The following is a 16,186-nucleotide window of genomic DNA, read 5'->3' on the forward strand; positions in this document are numbered from 1 at the left end:
GCGATCACCGGCTGGGTCTACGAGTACTACCGGGGCTACTCCGCCCACTGAGCACGTCGAGCGACGTCGATCCCGGGGGTACCGCCTCCGAGATCGACGTTTCTTCGCTGGATCGATGGAGCGCTTCGATCAGGGACGGCGAGGTTCTCGGACGAAGTTCGGTCAGATGCGATCGAGGAACCCGCGCTGGCCCACGATGAGCCAGTTCCGCGCCTCCTCCGGCGTCATCCACGCCAACCGGTCGAGTTCCGGCACCTCGAAGGTACGGCCGCCCCGCGTCATCGAGAAGGTGCCCGGTAGGAACGCCTCGACATCCACGTCCGACTCGACGAGGAACAGCCGCACCGTCTTCCCCGATCGCTGCTGCTCCTCGCCCAGGTCCCGACACGGCGGCGGGGGAGGACTGATACCCGTCTCCTCCTGGAACTCACGCAGAGCGGCCGCCAGGGGTTGCTCGCCGCCCTCCACCTCACCTTTCGGGAACGTCCAGGCCGCCTGGTCCTTCCTCGCCCAGAACGGACCGCCCATGTGACCGATCAGCACCTGCACGACGGGCGACCGACGAACGAGAAGGAGGCCGGCGCTCTGACGAGCGGCGGCCTCCTTCACGGATCTGTCAGCGATCAGTGATGCTTGGCGATCTCGAGCTCCGTCGACGTGACCGGCTCGATGCGGTCCTCGAAGAACAGGCGGCTCGCGACGGCGCGGACACGCTCGGTCACCGGGATCCGCCCGGCGGCGTTCGGCCGGATCATCAGCGGCTCGAAGTCGTCGAAGCTCACCAGCTTCCAGCGCTCGTAGTCGTCGACCTGCTCGTGCACCTCGATGTACTCGCCGCCCGGCAGCCGGACGATCCGTCCGGACTCGTACCCGTGGAGCACGATCTGGCGGTCCTTCTTCTGCAACGCGAGGCACACCCGCTTCGTGACGAAGAACGCCAGCACCGGGCCGAGGATCAGCAGGAACTGCAGGATCGTGATCACGCTCTCGATCGACAGCATGAAGTGCGTCGCCACGATGTCGGAGCTCGCCGCCGCCCACAGCACCGCGTAGAAGGTGACGCCGGCTGCACCGATCGCCGTGCGGCTCGGCATGTTCCTCGGACGGTCCGCGATGTGGTGCTCGCGCTTGTCGCCGGTCACCCACGCCTCGATGAACGGGTAGGCGAGGACCAGCACGATGAACACGCCGACCACGATCAGCGGGAACAGGATGTTGAGCGAGTATGTCGTGTTGAAGAGCACGAACTCGGTCGGCACCCCGCCGGGCCCGCCCAGCCAGCCCGGCATCAGCCGGAGCGCGCCGTCGGCGAAGCCGATGTACCAGTCCGGCTGGGTTCCTGCGGAGACGGGCGAGGGGTCGTACGGGCCGTACGTCCAGATCGGGTTGATCGTGAAGAACGCGCCCATCAGCATCACGACGCCGAACACGATGAAGAAGAACCCACCGGCCTTCGCCGCGTACACGGGCAGAACCGGGTAGCCGATCACGTTCTCGTTCGTGCGGCCGGGGCCCGCGTACTGCGTGTGCTTGTGGGTGACCACGAACACGAGGTGCAGCGCGATGAACGCCAGCACAGCGGCGGGCAGCAGCAGGATGTGCAGCGCGTAGAGGCGGCCCACGATGGCGGTTCCGGGGAACTCGCCGCCGAACAGGAACCAGCTGGTCCAGCTGCCGACGAACGGGATGCCTCGGAGCAGGCCGTTGATGATCGCGAGCCCGTTGCCGGAGAGCAGGTCGTCGGGCAGCGAGTACCCGGTGAACCCCTCCGCCATCGCGAGGATGAACAGCACGAAGCCGATGGACCAGTTCAGTTCACGCGGCTTGCGGAACGCTCCGGTGAAGAAGATCCGCAGCATGTGCAGGCCGATGGCGGCGACGAACAGCAGTGCCGCCCAGTGATGCACCTGCCGGATCAGCAGACCGCCGCGGATCTCGAACGAGATGTGCAGCGACGACTGCATCGCCGCCGACATGTCGAGGCCCTTGAGCGGCCCGTAAGAGCCGTTGTAGACGACCTCGGCCATCGATGCCTGGTAGAAGAAGGTCAGGAACGTGCCCGTCAGCAGGATGATGACGAAGCTGTACAGGGCGACCTCGCCCAGCATGAACGACCAGTGGTCCGGGAAGATCTTCCGCCCGAACTCCTTGACGACGTAGCTGATGCCGGTCCGCTCGTCGACGTAGCGAGAGGCCCAGCCGGTCACCCCGCCGGAGCGACGGTCCTCCGCGGGCGTCGTCGGGTCGTAGTGGATGGTGTCAGGCGCTGTAGTCACCGCGTCGCTCCCAGAAGCTCGGTCCTACTGGTTCGTGGAAGTCGCTGCGAGCGACCAGGTAGCCCTCGCTGTCCACCGTGATGGGCAGCTGCGGCAGCGGGCGGACGGCCGGTCCGAAGATCACTGCCGCCTCCCGCGTGATGTCGAATTGAGACTGGTGGCACGGGCACAGCAGGTGGTGCGTCTGCTGCTCATACAGAGCAACCGGACAGCCGACGTGGGTGCAGATCTTCGAGTACGCGACGATCCCGTTGTAGTTCCAGTTCGCGCGATCCGCCGACACCTGCAGGTCGCCAGGCTCGAGGCGCATCAGCAGCACCGCGGCCTTGTCCTTCTGCTCGAGCTTGTCCTCGGTCTCCAGCAGCCCTTCGGGGATGACGTGGAACACCGAGCCGATCGTGACGTCGGACGCTCGGATCGGGTCGCCAGTGGGGTCCTTGGTCAGGCGGATGCCTTCCTTCCAGAACGTGTGGCTGTACGCCTCACCCGGTGTGCCCACGGCGGGGCCCAGGTCGCGGAACAGGAAGATCGCCGGGAACGGGAGCGCGGCGAAGGAGGCGATCATCGCGTTGCGGATCAGCACGCGGCGGTTGAAGCCCGATTCGCGGTCAGCGGTGCGGAAGATCTCGACCGCCCTCGCCTGCACGGGCGGCGTGCCGTTGACCGGGTGCCGGATGTCGATGCCCTCGTGGTCGACCATCAGCACCTTGGCCCAGTGGACCGCGGCGATCCCGATCGCGAGCAGCGCGAACGACAGGCCGAGACCGATGAACACGTTGTTGAGCCGCACCGAGCCGAGATCGTCCGGCTTGATCGGGAACGCGAAGTACGCGGTCATCGCGAAGATCGAGCCGAGCAGCGAGACGTAGAACAGCGCCACGATGATCCGCTCGGCCCGCCGGGCCGCCTTCGGGTCCGTGTCCGTCACCCGGATGTGGTGCGGAGGCAGGCCGGGATTCTGCAGGGCGTCGGCCCGCTCGACCGCCGTGCCGGGGCTGCGCGTCGTGGTGGTGCCGCCGCCGACCGGGATCAGTTCTGTGGGTTCGTCGTTCGCCATCGTTGAAGTCCTAGTTCGCCTTCGCCGTCAGCCACACCGTGAACGCGATGATCGCGCCGAGGCCGAAGATCCAGAGGAAGAGTCCCTCGGCGACCGGGCCGAGGCTGCCGAGCTCGAAGCCGCCGACGCCCGCGTCCGTGTTCTGGGACTTGAGCGCCGTGATGATGTCCTGCTTCTCCTGCGGCGTGATGTTGTCGTCGTTGAAGACCGGCATGTTCTGCGGGCCGGTCAGCATCGCCTCGTAGATGTGCGCGGGGCTCGTGTCCTGCAGGTTCGGCGCGTACTTGCCCTCGGTGAGCGCTCCGCCGGCGCCGGCCACGTTGTGGCACATGGCGCAGTTGATCCGGAACAGCTCGGCGCCCTTGGTCGCGTTGCCCGTCAGCGCGAGGTCGCTCGCGGCGGGGATGCCGGGGCCGGGGGAGATGGAGGCGACGTAGGCCGCCATCTGGAGCGTCTGGGTCTCACCGAAGACGCGGGGCTTCACGACCGCCTGCGGTGCGTCCTGCGCGAGCGGCATTCGCCCGGTGCCGACCTGGAAGTCGACCGAGGCAGCACCGACGCCGATGAGCGACGGTCCCGCCTCCGAGCCCGCCAGGTTCAGCCCGTGGCACGTGGCGCAGTTCGATGCGAACAGCTTCTTGCCCTCGGCGATGCTCTGCGCGCTCGTCAGGTCGACGCTGGCGTTCGCCGGGCTCGTCGCCGTGAACAGGGCGTACGCCCCGCCGGTCAGGAGCAGGCCGGTCAGCACCAGCGCCACGCTCGCGAGGGGCGACCGGCGCCCTCGCCTGCGACGTCGCCGTGTCGTGTCGTCGGAGTTCATCGTCGCCATTCTCACGCCGCCTGCAGCACGTAGATGACCAGGAACAGGCCGATCCACACGACGTCGACGAAGTGCCAGTAGTACGAGACGACGATCGCGGTCGTCGCCTCCTTGTGCCCGAAGTTCTTGACCGCGTAGGCGCGGCCGATGGTGAGCAGGAACGCGATCAGGCCGCCCGTCACATGCGCGCCGTGGAAGCCGGTGGTGAGGAAGAAGGCCGAGCCGTAGGCGGAGGAGTCGATCCTGATGCCCTCGCCGATGAGCGTCGCGTACTCCCAGACCTGACCGGCGACGAAGATGGCGCCGAGCGCGTAGGTGAGGAAGAACCACTCCGTCATGCCCCACTGGGACGGGCGCCACCCGGTCGAGCGCGACTGGAGGCGTTCGGCGGCGAAGACGCCGAACTGGCAGGTGAACGAGCTGGAGACGAGGATCAACGTGTTCACCGCGGCGTAGGGCACGTTGAGCCGCTCGACGGATGCCGTCCACAGCTCGGGCTGCGACGTCTTCAGCGTGAAGTAGATGGCGAAGAGGCCCGCGAAGAACATCACCTCGCTGCCGAGCCAGACGATGGTCCCCACCGCGACCGGATTCGGGCGGTTCACCGCCGGGGTGTTCGCGCTCTGAAGTACCGACGCACTGCTCACGTTCTTATTATGACGTCTCGGGGCTCCTCCCAGGCCGATCTTCGACACGTTGTCGAAGAGTTTCGCGGCCTGAGGGGGCGGGGCGCGCCATCGGTAGGCTCCGACCGTGTCCGACTCGCTCGACTGGCCGCAGCTGATCTCCTCCCTGCTCGCGGGACGCGACCTCCTGGTGGCCGACGCGACGTGGGCGATGCAGCGGATCGTGACGGGTGAGGTGTCGTCGGCGACGCTCGCCGGCTTCCTCGTGGCGCTCCGCGCGAAGGGCGAGACCGTCGACGAGATCGTCGGGTTCCGGGACGCGATCCTCGCCAACGCGCGGCCGCTGCCGCTTCCCGCTCGGGCGCTGGACCTGGTCGGGACCGGCGGCGACGGCTTCAGGACCGTGAACGTGTCGACGACGGCCGCGATCGTCGTCGCCGCATGCGGGGTGCCGGTCACGAAGCACGGGAACCGCGCTGCGACCTCCGCGTCCGGCGCGAGCGATGTGCTCGGGGTGCTGGGCGTCGACCTCGGGCTGGACGGCGACGGGCTCGCCCGGGTGTTCGCCGAGGTCGGCATCACCTTCGTCTGGGCCGCGGCGTTCCACCCGGGCTTCCGGCATGCGGCGGAGGCGCGCAGCGCGCTCGGTGTACCGACGGTGTTCAACTTCCTCGGGCCCCTGGTCAACCCCGCACGACCCGACGCGAACGTGATCGGCGTCGCCTCGGCGGCGGTCGTGCCGCTGGTGACCGGCGTGCTGCAGACGCGGGGGGCGACCGCGCTCGTGGTGCGCGGCGACGACGGGCTCGACGAGCTCTCGACCACGGGTCACAGCAGGATCCGCGAGGTGTCCGCGGGCGCGGTGACGGAGCACGACGTGCACCCCTCCGACGTGGGCCTGCCGGTCGCGCGCATGGACGACCTGCGCGGCGGGACGCCCGAGCACAACGCGGACATTCTGCGGCGCGTCCTCGCGGGGGAGGGCGGCCCGATCCGGGACATCGTGCTGCTGAACGCGGCCGCCGGACTGGTCGCCTGGGACCTCTACCAGGACCAGTCGAACGCGGAGCGCCCGATGGCGAAGCGGCTGACCGGTGCGATCGAGCGCGCGGCACGATCGATCGACTCCGGGGCGGCGACGGCGAAGCTCGACGCCTGGATCGCCGCGACGCGCAGCACCTCAGCAGGCTGACCCGTTCCGTTCCGGCAGCCGTCGTCCGTTCCGGCAGCGGATCTCGCCGAACAGCGCTGCCGGAAGGGACGGACGCTACCGGAAGGGACGCGGTCAGTCGGCGAGTGCAGCGAAGACGGCTGCTTCGACGACCGGCCACTCGAAGAGCACCTTCCGCCACGTGAAGCGGAGCGACCGGTACCGGGTGGTGGCCGCGACCAGGTCACGGTGACGGTCGCGCTCGAATGACTCGTCGTCGTCGTGCCACTCCCTGCCGTCGAGCTCGACAATGAGCCGGCCTTCGACCAGCAGGTCGACCTCTCCGATGCCGTCGAGCGTCGGATGGACGACGACGCGCAGGCCCGCCAGTCGGAGGAGGTACCGCGCGATCGTCTCGATGCCCGAGTCGGCGCGGCCGTCGGCTGCGAGGACCACGGGACCGAGCCGGGCCGGGAGGCGGGCGGCGAGCGCGGGGAGATCGGCCTCGCGGACGAAGCGGTGGTGGGGGGCGGAATCGAGAGTCGCCAGCGCGTGCTCCGGCGGTAGGGATCGGAACGCATGCTCGAGCATGGTCAGCGCCGGCGCGACCCCGAAGGGAGCGGCCGCGTCGATGCTCTCGGGCGCCGTGGGATGCAGGACCACCGCCGACGTCCGACCGAACGGGAGCGCGCCGTCGTCGGGGTCGTGCAGGCGCGTGGTCGTCCGTCGGAACGCGACGTGCAGGCGGTCGTGCTCGGGCCGGTGCGGGCGGATGCGCGGGCGACCTGGCGGCAGGTCCGGCGGGGTCCAGAGACCGATCACGGACGCTGCAGTGATCGACGTCGCGACACCGCCGGTGCGTGCCGCCCGGAGCAGGAGCGGCGGCGTCGAAGGCGTGGCGAGCAGTCCGCGCCGAACGACGATCAGGAGGTCCCCGTTCGACGGCGCGGCGGATATCCCGCTTCGACTTCCCGCGTGCGAGCAGGTCGGCGGTGGTCCAGAACGTGCGCATGGCGGCGAGCGTGGCCGGTGGGACGGTGCATTGGGCCGTCCCGGAGCCGGTTGTGGATGGATCCGGCCTGTGGAGGAGAGGATTCGCCCCTGCACCGTCGAGTCGGCGGCGGACACGGTCCCTTCCGGCAGTCATGGTGCCTTCCGGCAGCGCGCATGGACGATCCGGGCTGCCGAAAGGACCGGATGCTGCCGGAACGGACGAGGGGCCGGGCTCCTTGCGGAACCCGGCCCCTCGGTCACGCGAAGGTGCTACTGGACGTCGCCGTCGACCCAGTCGAAGGTCTTGGTGACGGCCTTCTTCCAGAGGCGGTACTGGCGCTGGCGCTCGTCCTCGTCCATCGAGGGCTCCCAGCGCTTGTCCTCCTGCCAGTTCTTCCGCAGGTCGTCGAAGTCCTTCCAGAAGCCGACCGCGAGGCCCGCGGCGTACGCGGCGCCGAGCGCGGTGGTCTCCGCGACGACGGGGCGCACGACGGGCACGCCGAGGATGTCGGCCTGGAACTGCATGAGCACCTCGTTCTGCACCATGCCGCCGTCGACCTTCAGCTCCAGCAGCGGATTGCCGGTGTCCGCGTTCACCGCGTCCATGACCTCCTTCGACTGGAAGGCCGTCGCCTCGAGCGCCGCACGGGCGATGTGGCCCTTGTTCACGAACCGGGTCAGGCCGACGAGGGCGCCGCGCGCCTCCGACTTCCAGTACGGCGCGAACAGGCCGGAGAACGCCGGCACGAAGTACGCACCGCCGTTGTCGTCGACTGTCGTCGCCAACTCCTCGATCTCCGGAGCGGAGCCGATCAGGCCGATGTTGTCCCGCAGCCACTGGACCAGCGAACCGGTCACGGCGACCGAGCCCTCCAGCGCGTAGTGCGGCTCGCCGCCACCCAGCTGGTAGGCCATCGTGGTCAGCAGGCCGTTGTCGCTGTGGACGATCTCGGTGCCGGTCGGGAAGATCAGGAAGTTGCCGGTGCCGTAGGTGTTCTTGGCCTCGCCGACCTCGAACGCGACCTGGCCGAACGTCGCGGCCTGCTGGTCGCCGAGGATGCCGGCGATCGGCACCTCGCGCAGCAGGCTGGAGGATTCGACAGTGCCGTAGACCTCCGACGAGCTCTTGATCTCGGGCAGCATCGACTTCGGCACGCCGAACACCTCGAGGATCGACTCGTCCCACGACAGCGTCTTCAGGTCCATGAAGAGGGTGCGGGAGGCGTTCGTCACGTCGGTCGCGTGCACGCCGCCGTCGGTGCCGCCGGTGAGGTTCCAGAGCACCCAGGTGTCGGTGGTGCCGAACAGCAGCTCGCCGTTGTCCGCCTTCTCGCGGGCGCCCTCGACGTTCTCGAGGATCCAGACGATCTTCGTGCCGGCGAAGTAGGTCGACAGCGGGAGGCCGACGGTGTCCTTGAACCGCTCGACGCCGCCGTCGGCTGCGAACCGGTCGACGATCGCCTGCGTCCTGGTGTCCTGCCAGACGATCGCGTTGTAGATCGGCTTGCCGGTCGCCTTCTCCCAGACGACCGCGGTCTCGCGCTGATTGGTGATGCCGACCGCGGCGACGTCGTGCCTGGTGATGTCCGCGCGGGACAGCGCCTGGCCGATCACCTCGCGGGTGTTCTTCCAGATCTCGGCCGGGTCGTGCTCGACCCACCCGGCTCTCGGGAAGATCTGCTGGTGCTCGAGCTGGCCGCTCGAGACGATCTTGCCCTCGTGGTCGAAGACGATCGCGCGGGTGGATGTGGTGCCTTGATCGATGGCGAGGATGTAGTCGGCCACGGGTACTCCTTCGTTCGTGGGTCGGTGGTTCGGGTGGGTAGGGATCAGTCGGCGGGCAGGGTGCGGTGCACCGTGAGCTGGTACAGCCCGCCACCGACGACGCCGCCGATGATCGGGGCGACGATCGGCACCCAGAAGTACGGGAAGCCGTTCTGGTCGACCCATGCTCCGTCGTACCCGCTGATCCACTCCATCAGCCGCGGGCCGAAGTCGCGGGCCGGGTTGATCGCGTAACCGGCGTCGGTGCCGAGCGCCAAGCCGATCCCGACGATCACGATCCCGACCGCGATGGCGGTGAGGGCGGGGGAGGGGTTCGCGCCGCGGGGGTCGGTGATCGCGAAGATGAGGAAGAGCAGCACCGCGGTGCCGACGATCTGGTCGAAGAACGCCAGCCCGACGGACACCTGCAGGGCGTTGTCGCCGTTGCCCGGCGAGGTCGAGAAGATGCCCTGCGTCGCGCCCGTCAGACCCGGGTCGATCGCGCCGATCGGGCCGCTGTAGACGATCCGGATCACGAGGGATCCGAGGAACCATCCGATCACCTGCGCGCCGATGTACGGCAGGATCCGGGCCTTCGGGAATCCCTTGAACAGTGCGACGGCGATGGTCACGGCCGGGTTCAGGTGCGCGCCGGTCGTCTTCGCCGCGACGAAGATGCCGAGGGTCACGCCGAGCCCCCACGACCAGGCGATGCTGTTGTGATCGCCCAGCTTCGCCGTGACGACCTGCGCCACGACACCGATGCCGAAGATCGCGATGATGGCGGACCCCAGCGCCTCCATGGCCATCTCGCCGAGCAGCGTCGGGTTCGTCGTCGGCGCGGCGTCCCCCATCCCGTCGAGGTTCGAACCGCCGAGTGCTGGGCGGCGGAAGCTGAGACGGCCTCCGGTCGGTCGCGTGGTGCTCATCCAAAACTCCTTCGTCTCGGTGGTGCCTCGTCCTCGGTGGCGTGCGGCGGGTCTCGTCACCGCTGGCCGAAGCTACTCCCGGAGGGTGGCCGCAGCGCAGGGTCTCCTCGGGGACCTGCACATGCGTGCACCCGGTATGTTCTCGAGGGCCGAGCACATCCGCGCGGAGTGCTCGCACGGACGTGCGCCACCGTCGACGACGACGAGGAGATCGAATTGACCGCGGAGACGCTCCGGACGACCGACGAGTGGCACGCTCGCGGCCCCAACCGGGCCGAGCAGGCGCTCACCGCCGCCCACCTCTATTACATGCAGGACCTCACGATGGAGGCGATCTCGAGGGAGCTGCACACCTCCCGCTCGTCGGTGTCGCGCCTGCTCAGCCATGCGCGGGAGACCGGACTGGTGGACATCCAGATCCGCTCGCCGCAGGAGTCGTCCGAGCACCTCGCGACCATGATCCGCACGCGGTATGGCGTAGCGGCGCACCTGGTGCCGATGCCCGACCACACGAGCGACGTCGACCGGCTGGAACGCGTCGCGATGTCCGCCGCCCGCCAGCTGGGCCGGTTCCTCGACGCGAACATGACGCTGGGCGTGGCATGGGGCTCCACGATGAGCGCGGTGAGCCGCCATCTGGTGCCGAAGGCCTTGAGCGGCACCGAGATCGTGCAGCTGAACGGTGCGGGCAACACCCGCACGACCGGGATCATCTACGCGAGCGAGATCCTCCGACGCTTCGGCCGGGCCTACGGCGCGCATGTGCAGCAGTTCCCGGTGCCGGCCTTCTTCGACGATCCCGAGACGAAGCGTGCGCTCTGGCGCGAGCGGAGCATGCGTCGGGTGCTGGAGGTGCAGGAGGGCATGCAGGTCGCGCTCTTCGGACTCGGCTCACCGTTCGCGGAGGTGCCGAGCCACGTCTACATCGGCGGCTACCTGGAGCCGGAGGACTACCGGTCGCTCAGCGAGGACGGCGTCGTCGGCGATGTCGCCACGGTGTTCTTCCGCGGCGACGGCTCCTGGCGGGACGTGGTGCTGAACGCCCGTGCCTCCGGGCCGGATCTCGATCAGCTGCGCCGGACCGCACGGCGGATCTGCGTCGTCGCGGGCCTATCGAAGCTGTCCAGCCTGCGCGGCGCGCTGGCCGCCGGGCTGGTCACCGACCTCGTGATCGACGAGCCGCTCGCCCGGGCGCTCGTCGCGTCATGACCCCGCCTGCACGATTGTGCAGCGTCGTCCCGGCGTCCGCCGAGGGCGCCTAGGCTGCCCGCGATGACGGCGCGAGCGCGCCGTCGGCTGCGTATGGAGGTTCGATGAAGAAACTCATCCGTGATCCGCAGACCGTCGTGCAGGACGCCCTCGCGGGCGTCGCGGCGGCCCACCCCGGCCTGCTCCGGGTGCAGACGGATCCCGACTACATCGTCCGGTCCGACGCGCCCGTGCGCGGCAAGGTCGCTCTGGTGTCCGGCGGCGGCAGCGGTCACGAGCCGCTGCACGGCGGCTTCGTCGGCTACGGCATGCTCGACGCCGCGGTGCCCGGCGCGGTCTTCACGTCACCGACGCCCGACCCGATCCTCGCCGCCACGAAAGCGGCCGACGGCGGTGCCGGGGTGCTGCACATCGTCAAGAACTACACGGGCGACGTGCTGAACTTCGAGGTCGCATCCGACCTGGCCCAGGCGGAGGACATCGCCGTCGAGACCGTGGTCGTCGACGACGACGTCGCGGTGAAGGACTCGCTCTACACCGCAGGACGCCGCGGCGTCGCCGGCACGGTGCTCGTCGAGAAGATCGCCGGAGCGGCGGCCGAGCGCGGCGACGACCTGGCCGCGGTGGCCGCGATCGCGCGCAGGGTGAACGCGAACGTCCGGTCGATGGGGCTCGCCCTCACCGCGCCGGTCGTGCCGCACGCGGGCGTACCGAGCTTCGACATCAGCGACCACGAGGTCGAGATCGGCATCGGCATCCACGGCGAGCCCGGCCGTGCCCGGATCGAGTGGGAGCCCGTCGACGGCCTGGTCGCCCGGCTGGTCGAGCCGATCCTCGAGGACCTGCCGTTCACCTCCGGCGACGACGTGCTGCTGTTCGTGAACGGGCTCGGCGCGACTCCGCTGATCGAGCTGTACATCGTCTACGACGCCGCCGCCGCCATCCTCCGGGAGCGGGGCATCCAGGTCTCTCGCAGCCTGGTCGGGAACCACGTCACCAGTCTGGACATGCAGGGGGCGTCGATCACGCTGCTGAAACTGGACGACGAGCTCACGGCACTGTGGGACGCGCCGGTCGAGACCGCCGCGCTCCGCTGGGGACGCTAGGCCGGGCGGACGAGAGGAGCAGGGTGGACGCGCTGGGGACGGAATGGGCGATCGACTGGGTGCGCAGAAGCGCTGCGGTCGTCGGGGAGCACAAGTCGGAGCTCTCCGGGCTGGATCGGGCGATCGGTGACGGCGACCACGGCGAGAACCTCGACCGCGGGTTCAGGGCGGTCATCGCGAAACTCGACGACGCGACCCCCGAGACGCCCGGCGCGGTGCTGAAGCTCGTCGCGACGACCCTCATCTCCACCGTCGGCGGCGCGTCGGGTCCGCTTCTCGGGACCGCGTACCTGAAGGGCGCCCAGGCGGCCGGCGACGCCCCCGTGCTGGATGCGACGGCCGTCGTGGCCCTGCTGAGCGCCGCTCGCGACGGGGTCGTCGCCAGGGGCAAGGCGGAGCCGGGGGACAAGACGATGGTCGACGCGTGGGACCCGGCGGTCGCAGCAGCGCAGCAGGCGCTCGAGGCAGGCGCCGACGCGACCGCGGTGCTGCACGCGGCGGCCGACGCCGCGGCGTCCGGCGCGGAGGCGACCGATCCGCTCGTCGCGCGCAAGGGCAGGGCGAGCTATCTGGGGGAGCGCGCGGTCGGCCACCGCGACCCGGGAGCGCAGTCCAGCGCCTACCAGCTGCGCGCGGCCGCCGACGCCGCAGAGGGCTGACCCGTGCCGGTCGGCGTGGTCTTCGTCTCGCACAGCGCCCGCATCGCGGAGGGGGTCGTCGAGCTCGCCGGTCAGATGGCGCCGAACGTCGCCCTCATCGCCGCAGGCGGCACGGACGAGGGCGGCATCGGGACGAGCTACGACAAGGTGCTGGAGGCGATCGGCGGCGCTGACGGCGGTCAGGGCGTGCTGCTGATCGGCGATCTCGGTTCCGCGATCCTCACGGCTGAGACGGCGGTCGACCTCCTCGACCAGGCACCCACCGGCGGGATCCGCGTGCTCGACGTGCCGATCGTCGAGGGGGGCGTCGCCGCGGCGGTCGCCGCCGAGTCCGGCGCGGATCTCGACGCCGTCGCGCGGGCCGCGACGGGGGAGCCGCCCGCGCTCGCCGCGGTCGACGGTCCTGCGCGGGCCACGGTCGTGATCGCGGATCCGGAGGGGCTGCACGCGCGGCCGGCGGCGGCGCTCGTGCGGCTCGTCGCCGGGTTCGACGCCCGGGTGACGGTGAACGGCGCTGACGCCTCCAGCCTGCTCCGGGTCATCGCACTCGGGCTCCGCCGCGACGAGGAGGTGACCGTGCGGGGCTCGGGCGCTGAGGCGCAGCAGGCCGTGGACGCGGTCGTCGCGCTGCTCGCGGGCTCCGCGCGGTAGCGCCTCGAGCTGGTCGGAGGAGCGCGCCACGCCGTGCGGCGCTCAGGAGGAGAAGACCCGGTCGTGGCCCCCTTTCGGGGGGTGCTCGTCAGCGTCGCGACGCGCCGCTGCTCCTCCCCGTCCGGGGGCGGGCGACTGTCACGCTCTGCTCGTGCTCACCACCCTGGTCCTCGTCCTCGCCGGCATCACCGCGTGGTGCGTCGCCTCGCTGGCGCTCGCGCTCATCGTCGGTCCGATGGTCCGGAAGGCCGACAACGCCGCCGGAGCCGAGCGGGCGATGGGATCGCACGAGCGTCGGCCGCTGACCGGCGCCATCTCGCTGCCCCTCGTCCACTAGGACCCCCGAACTGGATGGGGGCGTCTCCCGGCCGCCCCCATCCGATGCATCAGCGCTCCCGGCCCCGCGACCGACGTAAGGCACGGGCCTGCTCGACGTCCTGCTCGTGCTTCGCCGCCTTCTTGTCCGACTGCCGGGTGTCCCGCAGCGGCAGCTGGATCTGCTCCTCGGCCGCGATGCCGGCCTGCAGCTCGCGGCTCCGCTCGAGCTCGGCGTCGAACTCCGCACCGAACAGCAGCACGAGATTCGTGATCCAGAGCCAGAGCAGGAACACGATGATGCCGGCCACCGCACCGTAGGTCTTGGCATAGCTGCCGCCGCCCGACAGGGAGAGGTAGAGGCCCAGCGCGACGGTGGCGAGCGCCCAGACGACCAGGGCGACGATCGAACCGGTGCTCGTCCACTTGAACTTCGGCTGCCGGACGTTCGGCGAGAAGTAGTACAGGATCGCGATCGCGGCGATGGCGATGACGACCAGGATCGGCCACTTCACGATCTGGAACACGGTGAGCGCCACGTCGCCGACACCGACGACGTCCGCGATCTGGGTCACGAGCGGCCCGGTGGACACCAGGATCAGTGCGCCGAGCACCACGAGGACCACGACGATGACCGTGACGAGCAGCTGGGTGGGCCGCAGCTTCCAGATCGGGCGCCCCTCAGGGATGCTGTAGATGCGGTTCATCGCGCGGCCGAACGCACCGACGTAGCCGGAGGCCGACCACAGCGCGCCGAGGATGCCGACGACCAGCCCGATCCCGACGCCCTGCGTGCTCGTGGCGTTGTCGATGAGCTGCGTGACGATGTTGTAGACGCCAGGCGAGCTCTGCTTCACCGGAGCCAGGAACTGGGTCGTCAGCTGACCCACGGCGTCCGGGCTCAGCAGGCCGAGGATCGAGACGATCGCGATCGCGGCGGGACCGAGCGCGAGCACCGAGTAGTAGACGAGCGAGGCCGCGAGGTCGGTGCACTGGTCCGCACCGAACTCCTTCGCGGTCTTCTTCAGCGCGTACACCCAGGTCGGCTTGTGCAGATCCTCCGGCCCCTCGGGCTTCGAAGCGGCATCGGGAGCCGGCGCGGTGCCGTCCTGCTGCGCCTTCGACGGCGCGTCGGATGCGCCGGAGGCCATCTCCGTGCGGTCGCGGTCGCCGCCGCGCCTCCGCCGTCCTGCGACCCACGGCTCACCGGGGTCGTGGTGCACCGCCCGCCCGGCCGCTGCCGCGGCGCCGACGACGCTGGCCGCGATCACGGACACGCCTGCGGCGGTGACCAGGTCGTTCGAACGGGAGGAGCGAACCGCCGGGGTCTTGGGCGTGCCGGTCATCGTTCTCAGGCCGCCGAACCGGATGGCGACTGCGGTGTGGTGGGCGGCGTCGGCTTCGGGGCATCGTCGGCCGCGGATTCCTTCTCGGACGACGCACCCGCCTCCTTCGCCGCCGATGCCGCCGACGCGGCGGTCGATGCGGCCTTGCCTGCGGCGTCAGCGACCTTGGGGGCCTTCTCCTCCAGCGTCTGCTTCGCCTTCTCACCGGCCTTCGCCACCGCCGGGTTGCCGGCGATGCCCTTGACCCGCTCCACGACGCTCTCGTAGGCCGACCGGCCGGCGCGCGCTCCGACGACGTATCCGGCGGCGATCCCCGCCACGAACAGAATTCTGCCTCGCATGTGTGACTCCTTCAGCCTCGCGGACAACCCTGGCGGTGGACGGCTGCAAGGTCTGTCACTGTTCAGCGGACTGACGGGTGGCTCTCAGCGAGGGAGAATGGGGCGGTGGAGTCCTCGAGTGTCCGGATGCCCGGGATCGTCGACCGCCACGTGCATCTCGGCCTCGTCGACGGCGCGCAGCTGCGCGGGTCCTCAGTCGTCGAGGTGCACGACCTCGGCTGGTCGCCCGACGCCGCGCTGCGCTGGCGGCGGGAGGGGGTCGGGGGAGTGGCGGTGCGGATCGCCGGGCAGTTCCTGACTCCGGTCGGCGGCTACCCGAAGGGCCGGCCGTGGGCGCCGGACGGCGCGGTGCGGGAGATCGCGGATGTCGCGGCGGCTCGGGCCGCGGTCGTGGCGGCGGTGGTCCAGCGGTTCGACGCGATCAAGGTCGTCCTGCACGCCGGCTTCCCGCCGTTCCCCGGCCACGCGCTCACCGCGCTCGTCGGGGGAGCGCACCAGTCCGGACTGCAGGTCGTCGCGCACGTCGAGGGGCCGGGTCAGGCGGAGCTCGCGCTCGAGGTCGGCGTCGACGTCGTGGCGCACGTGCCGTGGACGGAGCGGCTCGACGACGCCGTGATCGCCGCCATAGCGGGGCGGTGCACCTGGATCTCCGCGCTCGCGGTCCACGCCGGCGTGGACCGCCGGACCGCGCTGAGCAACGCCCGCCGCTTCGTCGCGGCCGGCGGGCGCCTCCGGTACGGCACGGATCTCGGCAACGGGGACGGCCGGGTCGGGCTGCGGCGCGACGAGGTGCTCAGACTCGGCGAGACCGGACTGTACGGTTCGGCGCTCGTCGAGGCGCTGACCGGGCACCTCGGTGGCGCGGTGCCGGCCGAGCGCTCGGTCGTCGGCCAGGGACCGGTCCCGCCGGATGCCGAGGGGATCGCGGACTGGTACCTCGCAGC

16 protein-coding genes are annotated in these 16,186 nt (G+C 70.3%); 6 read left to right on the top strand and 10 right to left on the bottom strand.

Features of this window, described 5'->3' with window-relative positions; genetic code table 11:
• Positions 1-162 precede the first annotated feature (162 nt).
• From ACFE67_RS07710 to ACFE67_RS07730, 5 genes are read right to left on the bottom strand one after another with little or no spacing between them, the layout of a single operon-like run.
• Positions 163-609 carry an NUDIX domain-containing protein gene (locus ACFE67_RS07710; protein ID WP_375406290.1) on the bottom strand — a complete coding sequence of 149 codons (447 nt, stop codon included), beginning with the start codon at positions 607-609 and terminating at the stop codon, positions 163-165.
• A gap of 14 nt (positions 610-623) precedes the next feature.
• Complete coding sequence (locus ACFE67_RS07715; RefSeq protein ID WP_375406291.1) at positions 624-2,276, bottom strand: cytochrome bc complex cytochrome b subunit; 1,653 nt, start codon at positions 2,274-2,276, stop codon at positions 624-626.
• Positions 2,260-3,333: a Rieske 2Fe-2S domain-containing protein gene (locus tag ACFE67_RS07720; RefSeq protein ID WP_375406292.1), complete on the bottom strand. Its 1,074-nt coding sequence runs from the start codon at positions 3,331-3,333 to the stop codon at positions 2,260-2,262. The genes ACFE67_RS07715 and ACFE67_RS07720 overlap by 17 nt, the downstream gene beginning before the upstream one ends.
• Positions 3,334-3,343: 10 nt before the next feature.
• On the bottom strand, positions 3,344-4,153 hold the full coding sequence (locus ACFE67_RS07725) for a c-type cytochrome (protein ID WP_375406293.1): 810 nt from the start codon (positions 4,151-4,153) through the stop codon (positions 3,344-3,346).
• A gap of 11 nt (positions 4,154-4,164) precedes the next feature.
• Positions 4,165-4,800: a heme-copper oxidase subunit III gene (locus ACFE67_RS07730; RefSeq protein ID WP_375406294.1), complete on the bottom strand. Its 636-nt coding sequence runs from the start codon at positions 4,798-4,800 to the stop codon at positions 4,165-4,167.
• Positions 4,801-4,906: 106 nt separating this feature from the next.
• Here ACFE67_RS07730 and trpD point away from each other — a divergent pair, with 106 nt between their 5' ends.
• Positions 4,907-5,971: an anthranilate phosphoribosyltransferase gene (gene trpD / locus ACFE67_RS07735; RefSeq protein WP_375406295.1), complete on the top strand. Its 1,065-nt coding sequence runs from the start codon at positions 4,907-4,909 to the stop codon at positions 5,969-5,971.
• Positions 5,972-6,064: 93 nt separating this feature from the next.
• Here the strand turns inward: trpD and ACFE67_RS07740 are convergent, their stop codons facing one another.
• The 3 genes from ACFE67_RS07740 to ACFE67_RS07750 form a co-directional block, all read right to left on the bottom strand.
• Entirely contained in the window at positions 6,065-6,751 is a 687-nt protein-coding gene (locus ACFE67_RS07740) for an endonuclease domain-containing protein (RefSeq protein WP_375406296.1), read from the bottom strand.
• A 441-nt stretch (positions 6,752-7,192) separates the two neighbouring features.
• Entirely contained in the window at positions 7,193-8,707 is a 1,515-nt protein-coding gene (gene glpK / locus ACFE67_RS07745; RefSeq protein WP_375406297.1) for a glycerol kinase GlpK, read from the bottom strand.
• A gap of 44 nt (positions 8,708-8,751) precedes the next feature.
• Positions 8,752-9,615: an MIP/aquaporin family protein gene (locus ACFE67_RS07750; protein ID WP_375406298.1), complete on the bottom strand. Its 864-nt coding sequence runs from the start codon at positions 9,613-9,615 to the stop codon at positions 8,752-8,754.
• A 216-nt stretch (positions 9,616-9,831) separates the two neighbouring features.
• Between ACFE67_RS07750 and ACFE67_RS07755 the strand changes: the two genes are divergently transcribed.
• The 5 genes from ACFE67_RS07755 (at position 9,832) to ACFE67_RS07775 (ending at position 13,577) form a co-directional block, all read left to right on the top strand.
• Entirely contained in the window at positions 9,832-10,824 is a 993-nt protein-coding gene (locus ACFE67_RS07755) for a sugar-binding transcriptional regulator (protein ID WP_375406299.1), read from the top strand.
• Between the two features lie 104 nt (positions 10,825-10,928).
• Positions 10,929-11,930, top strand: a complete 1,002-nt coding sequence (gene dhaK, locus ACFE67_RS07760) for a dihydroxyacetone kinase subunit DhaK (RefSeq protein WP_375406300.1) — start codon at positions 10,929-10,931, stop codon at positions 11,928-11,930.
• A 23-nt stretch (positions 11,931-11,953) separates the two neighbouring features.
• Positions 11,954-12,589, top strand: coding sequence for a dihydroxyacetone kinase subunit DhaL (gene dhaL / locus ACFE67_RS07765; RefSeq protein WP_375406301.1), 636 nt, complete (start codon positions 11,954-11,956; stop codon positions 12,587-12,589).
• Positions 12,590-12,592: 3 nt separating this feature from the next.
• Positions 12,593-13,240: a dihydroxyacetone kinase phosphoryl donor subunit DhaM gene (gene dhaM, locus ACFE67_RS07770; RefSeq protein ID WP_375406302.1), complete on the top strand. Its 648-nt coding sequence runs from the start codon at positions 12,593-12,595 to the stop codon at positions 13,238-13,240.
• Positions 13,241-13,391: 151 nt separating this feature from the next.
• The gene (locus tag ACFE67_RS07775; protein ID WP_375406303.1) at positions 13,392-13,577 is read left to right on the top strand and encodes a hypothetical protein; all 186 of its coding nucleotides are present in this window, start codon (positions 13,392-13,394) and stop codon (positions 13,575-13,577) included.
• A 49-nt stretch (positions 13,578-13,626) separates the two neighbouring features.
• On the opposite strand, the gene ACFE67_RS07780 is transcribed toward ACFE67_RS07775, so the two are convergent.
• Positions 13,627-14,901, bottom strand: coding sequence for a YihY/virulence factor BrkB family protein (locus tag ACFE67_RS07780; protein WP_375406304.1), 1,275 nt, complete (start codon positions 14,899-14,901; stop codon positions 13,627-13,629).
• A 5-nt stretch (positions 14,902-14,906) separates the two neighbouring features.
• Entirely contained in the window at positions 14,907-15,242 is a 336-nt protein-coding gene (locus ACFE67_RS07785; RefSeq protein ID WP_375406305.1) for a hypothetical protein, read from the bottom strand.
• Between the last annotated feature and the right edge of the window lie 944 nt (positions 15,243-16,186).

The sequence above is a fragment of the uncultured Amnibacterium sp. genome (genome assembly GCF_964244015.1).
Lineage (GTDB): Bacteria > Actinomycetota > Actinomycetes > Actinomycetales > Microbacteriaceae > Amnibacterium.

What these genes read in the sequence shown, in the direction of transcription:
- ACFE67_RS07750 (WP_375406298.1), bottom strand. Translation starts at nt 9,615, where the DNA reads ATGAGCACCACGCGACCGACCGGAGGCCGTCTCAGCTTCCGCCGCCCA.
- ACFE67_RS07725 (WP_375406293.1), bottom strand. Translation starts at nt 4,153, where the DNA reads ATGAACTCCGACGACACGACACGGCGACGTCGCAGGCGAGGGCGCCGG.
- ACFE67_RS07720 (WP_375406292.1), bottom strand. Translation starts at nt 3,333, where the DNA reads ATGGCGAACGACGAACCCACAGAACTGATCCCGGTCGGCGGCGGCACC.
- ACFE67_RS07785 (WP_375406305.1), bottom strand. Translation starts at nt 15,242, where the DNA reads ATGCGAGGCAGAATTCTGTTCGTGGCGGGGATCGCCGCCGGATACGTC.
- dhaK (WP_375406300.1), top strand. Translation starts at nt 10,929, where the DNA reads ATGAAGAAACTCATCCGTGATCCGCAGACCGTCGTGCAGGACGCCCTC.
- ACFE67_RS07780 (WP_375406304.1), bottom strand. Translation starts at nt 14,901, where the DNA reads ATGACCGGCACGCCCAAGACCCCGGCGGTTCGCTCCTCCCGTTCGAAC.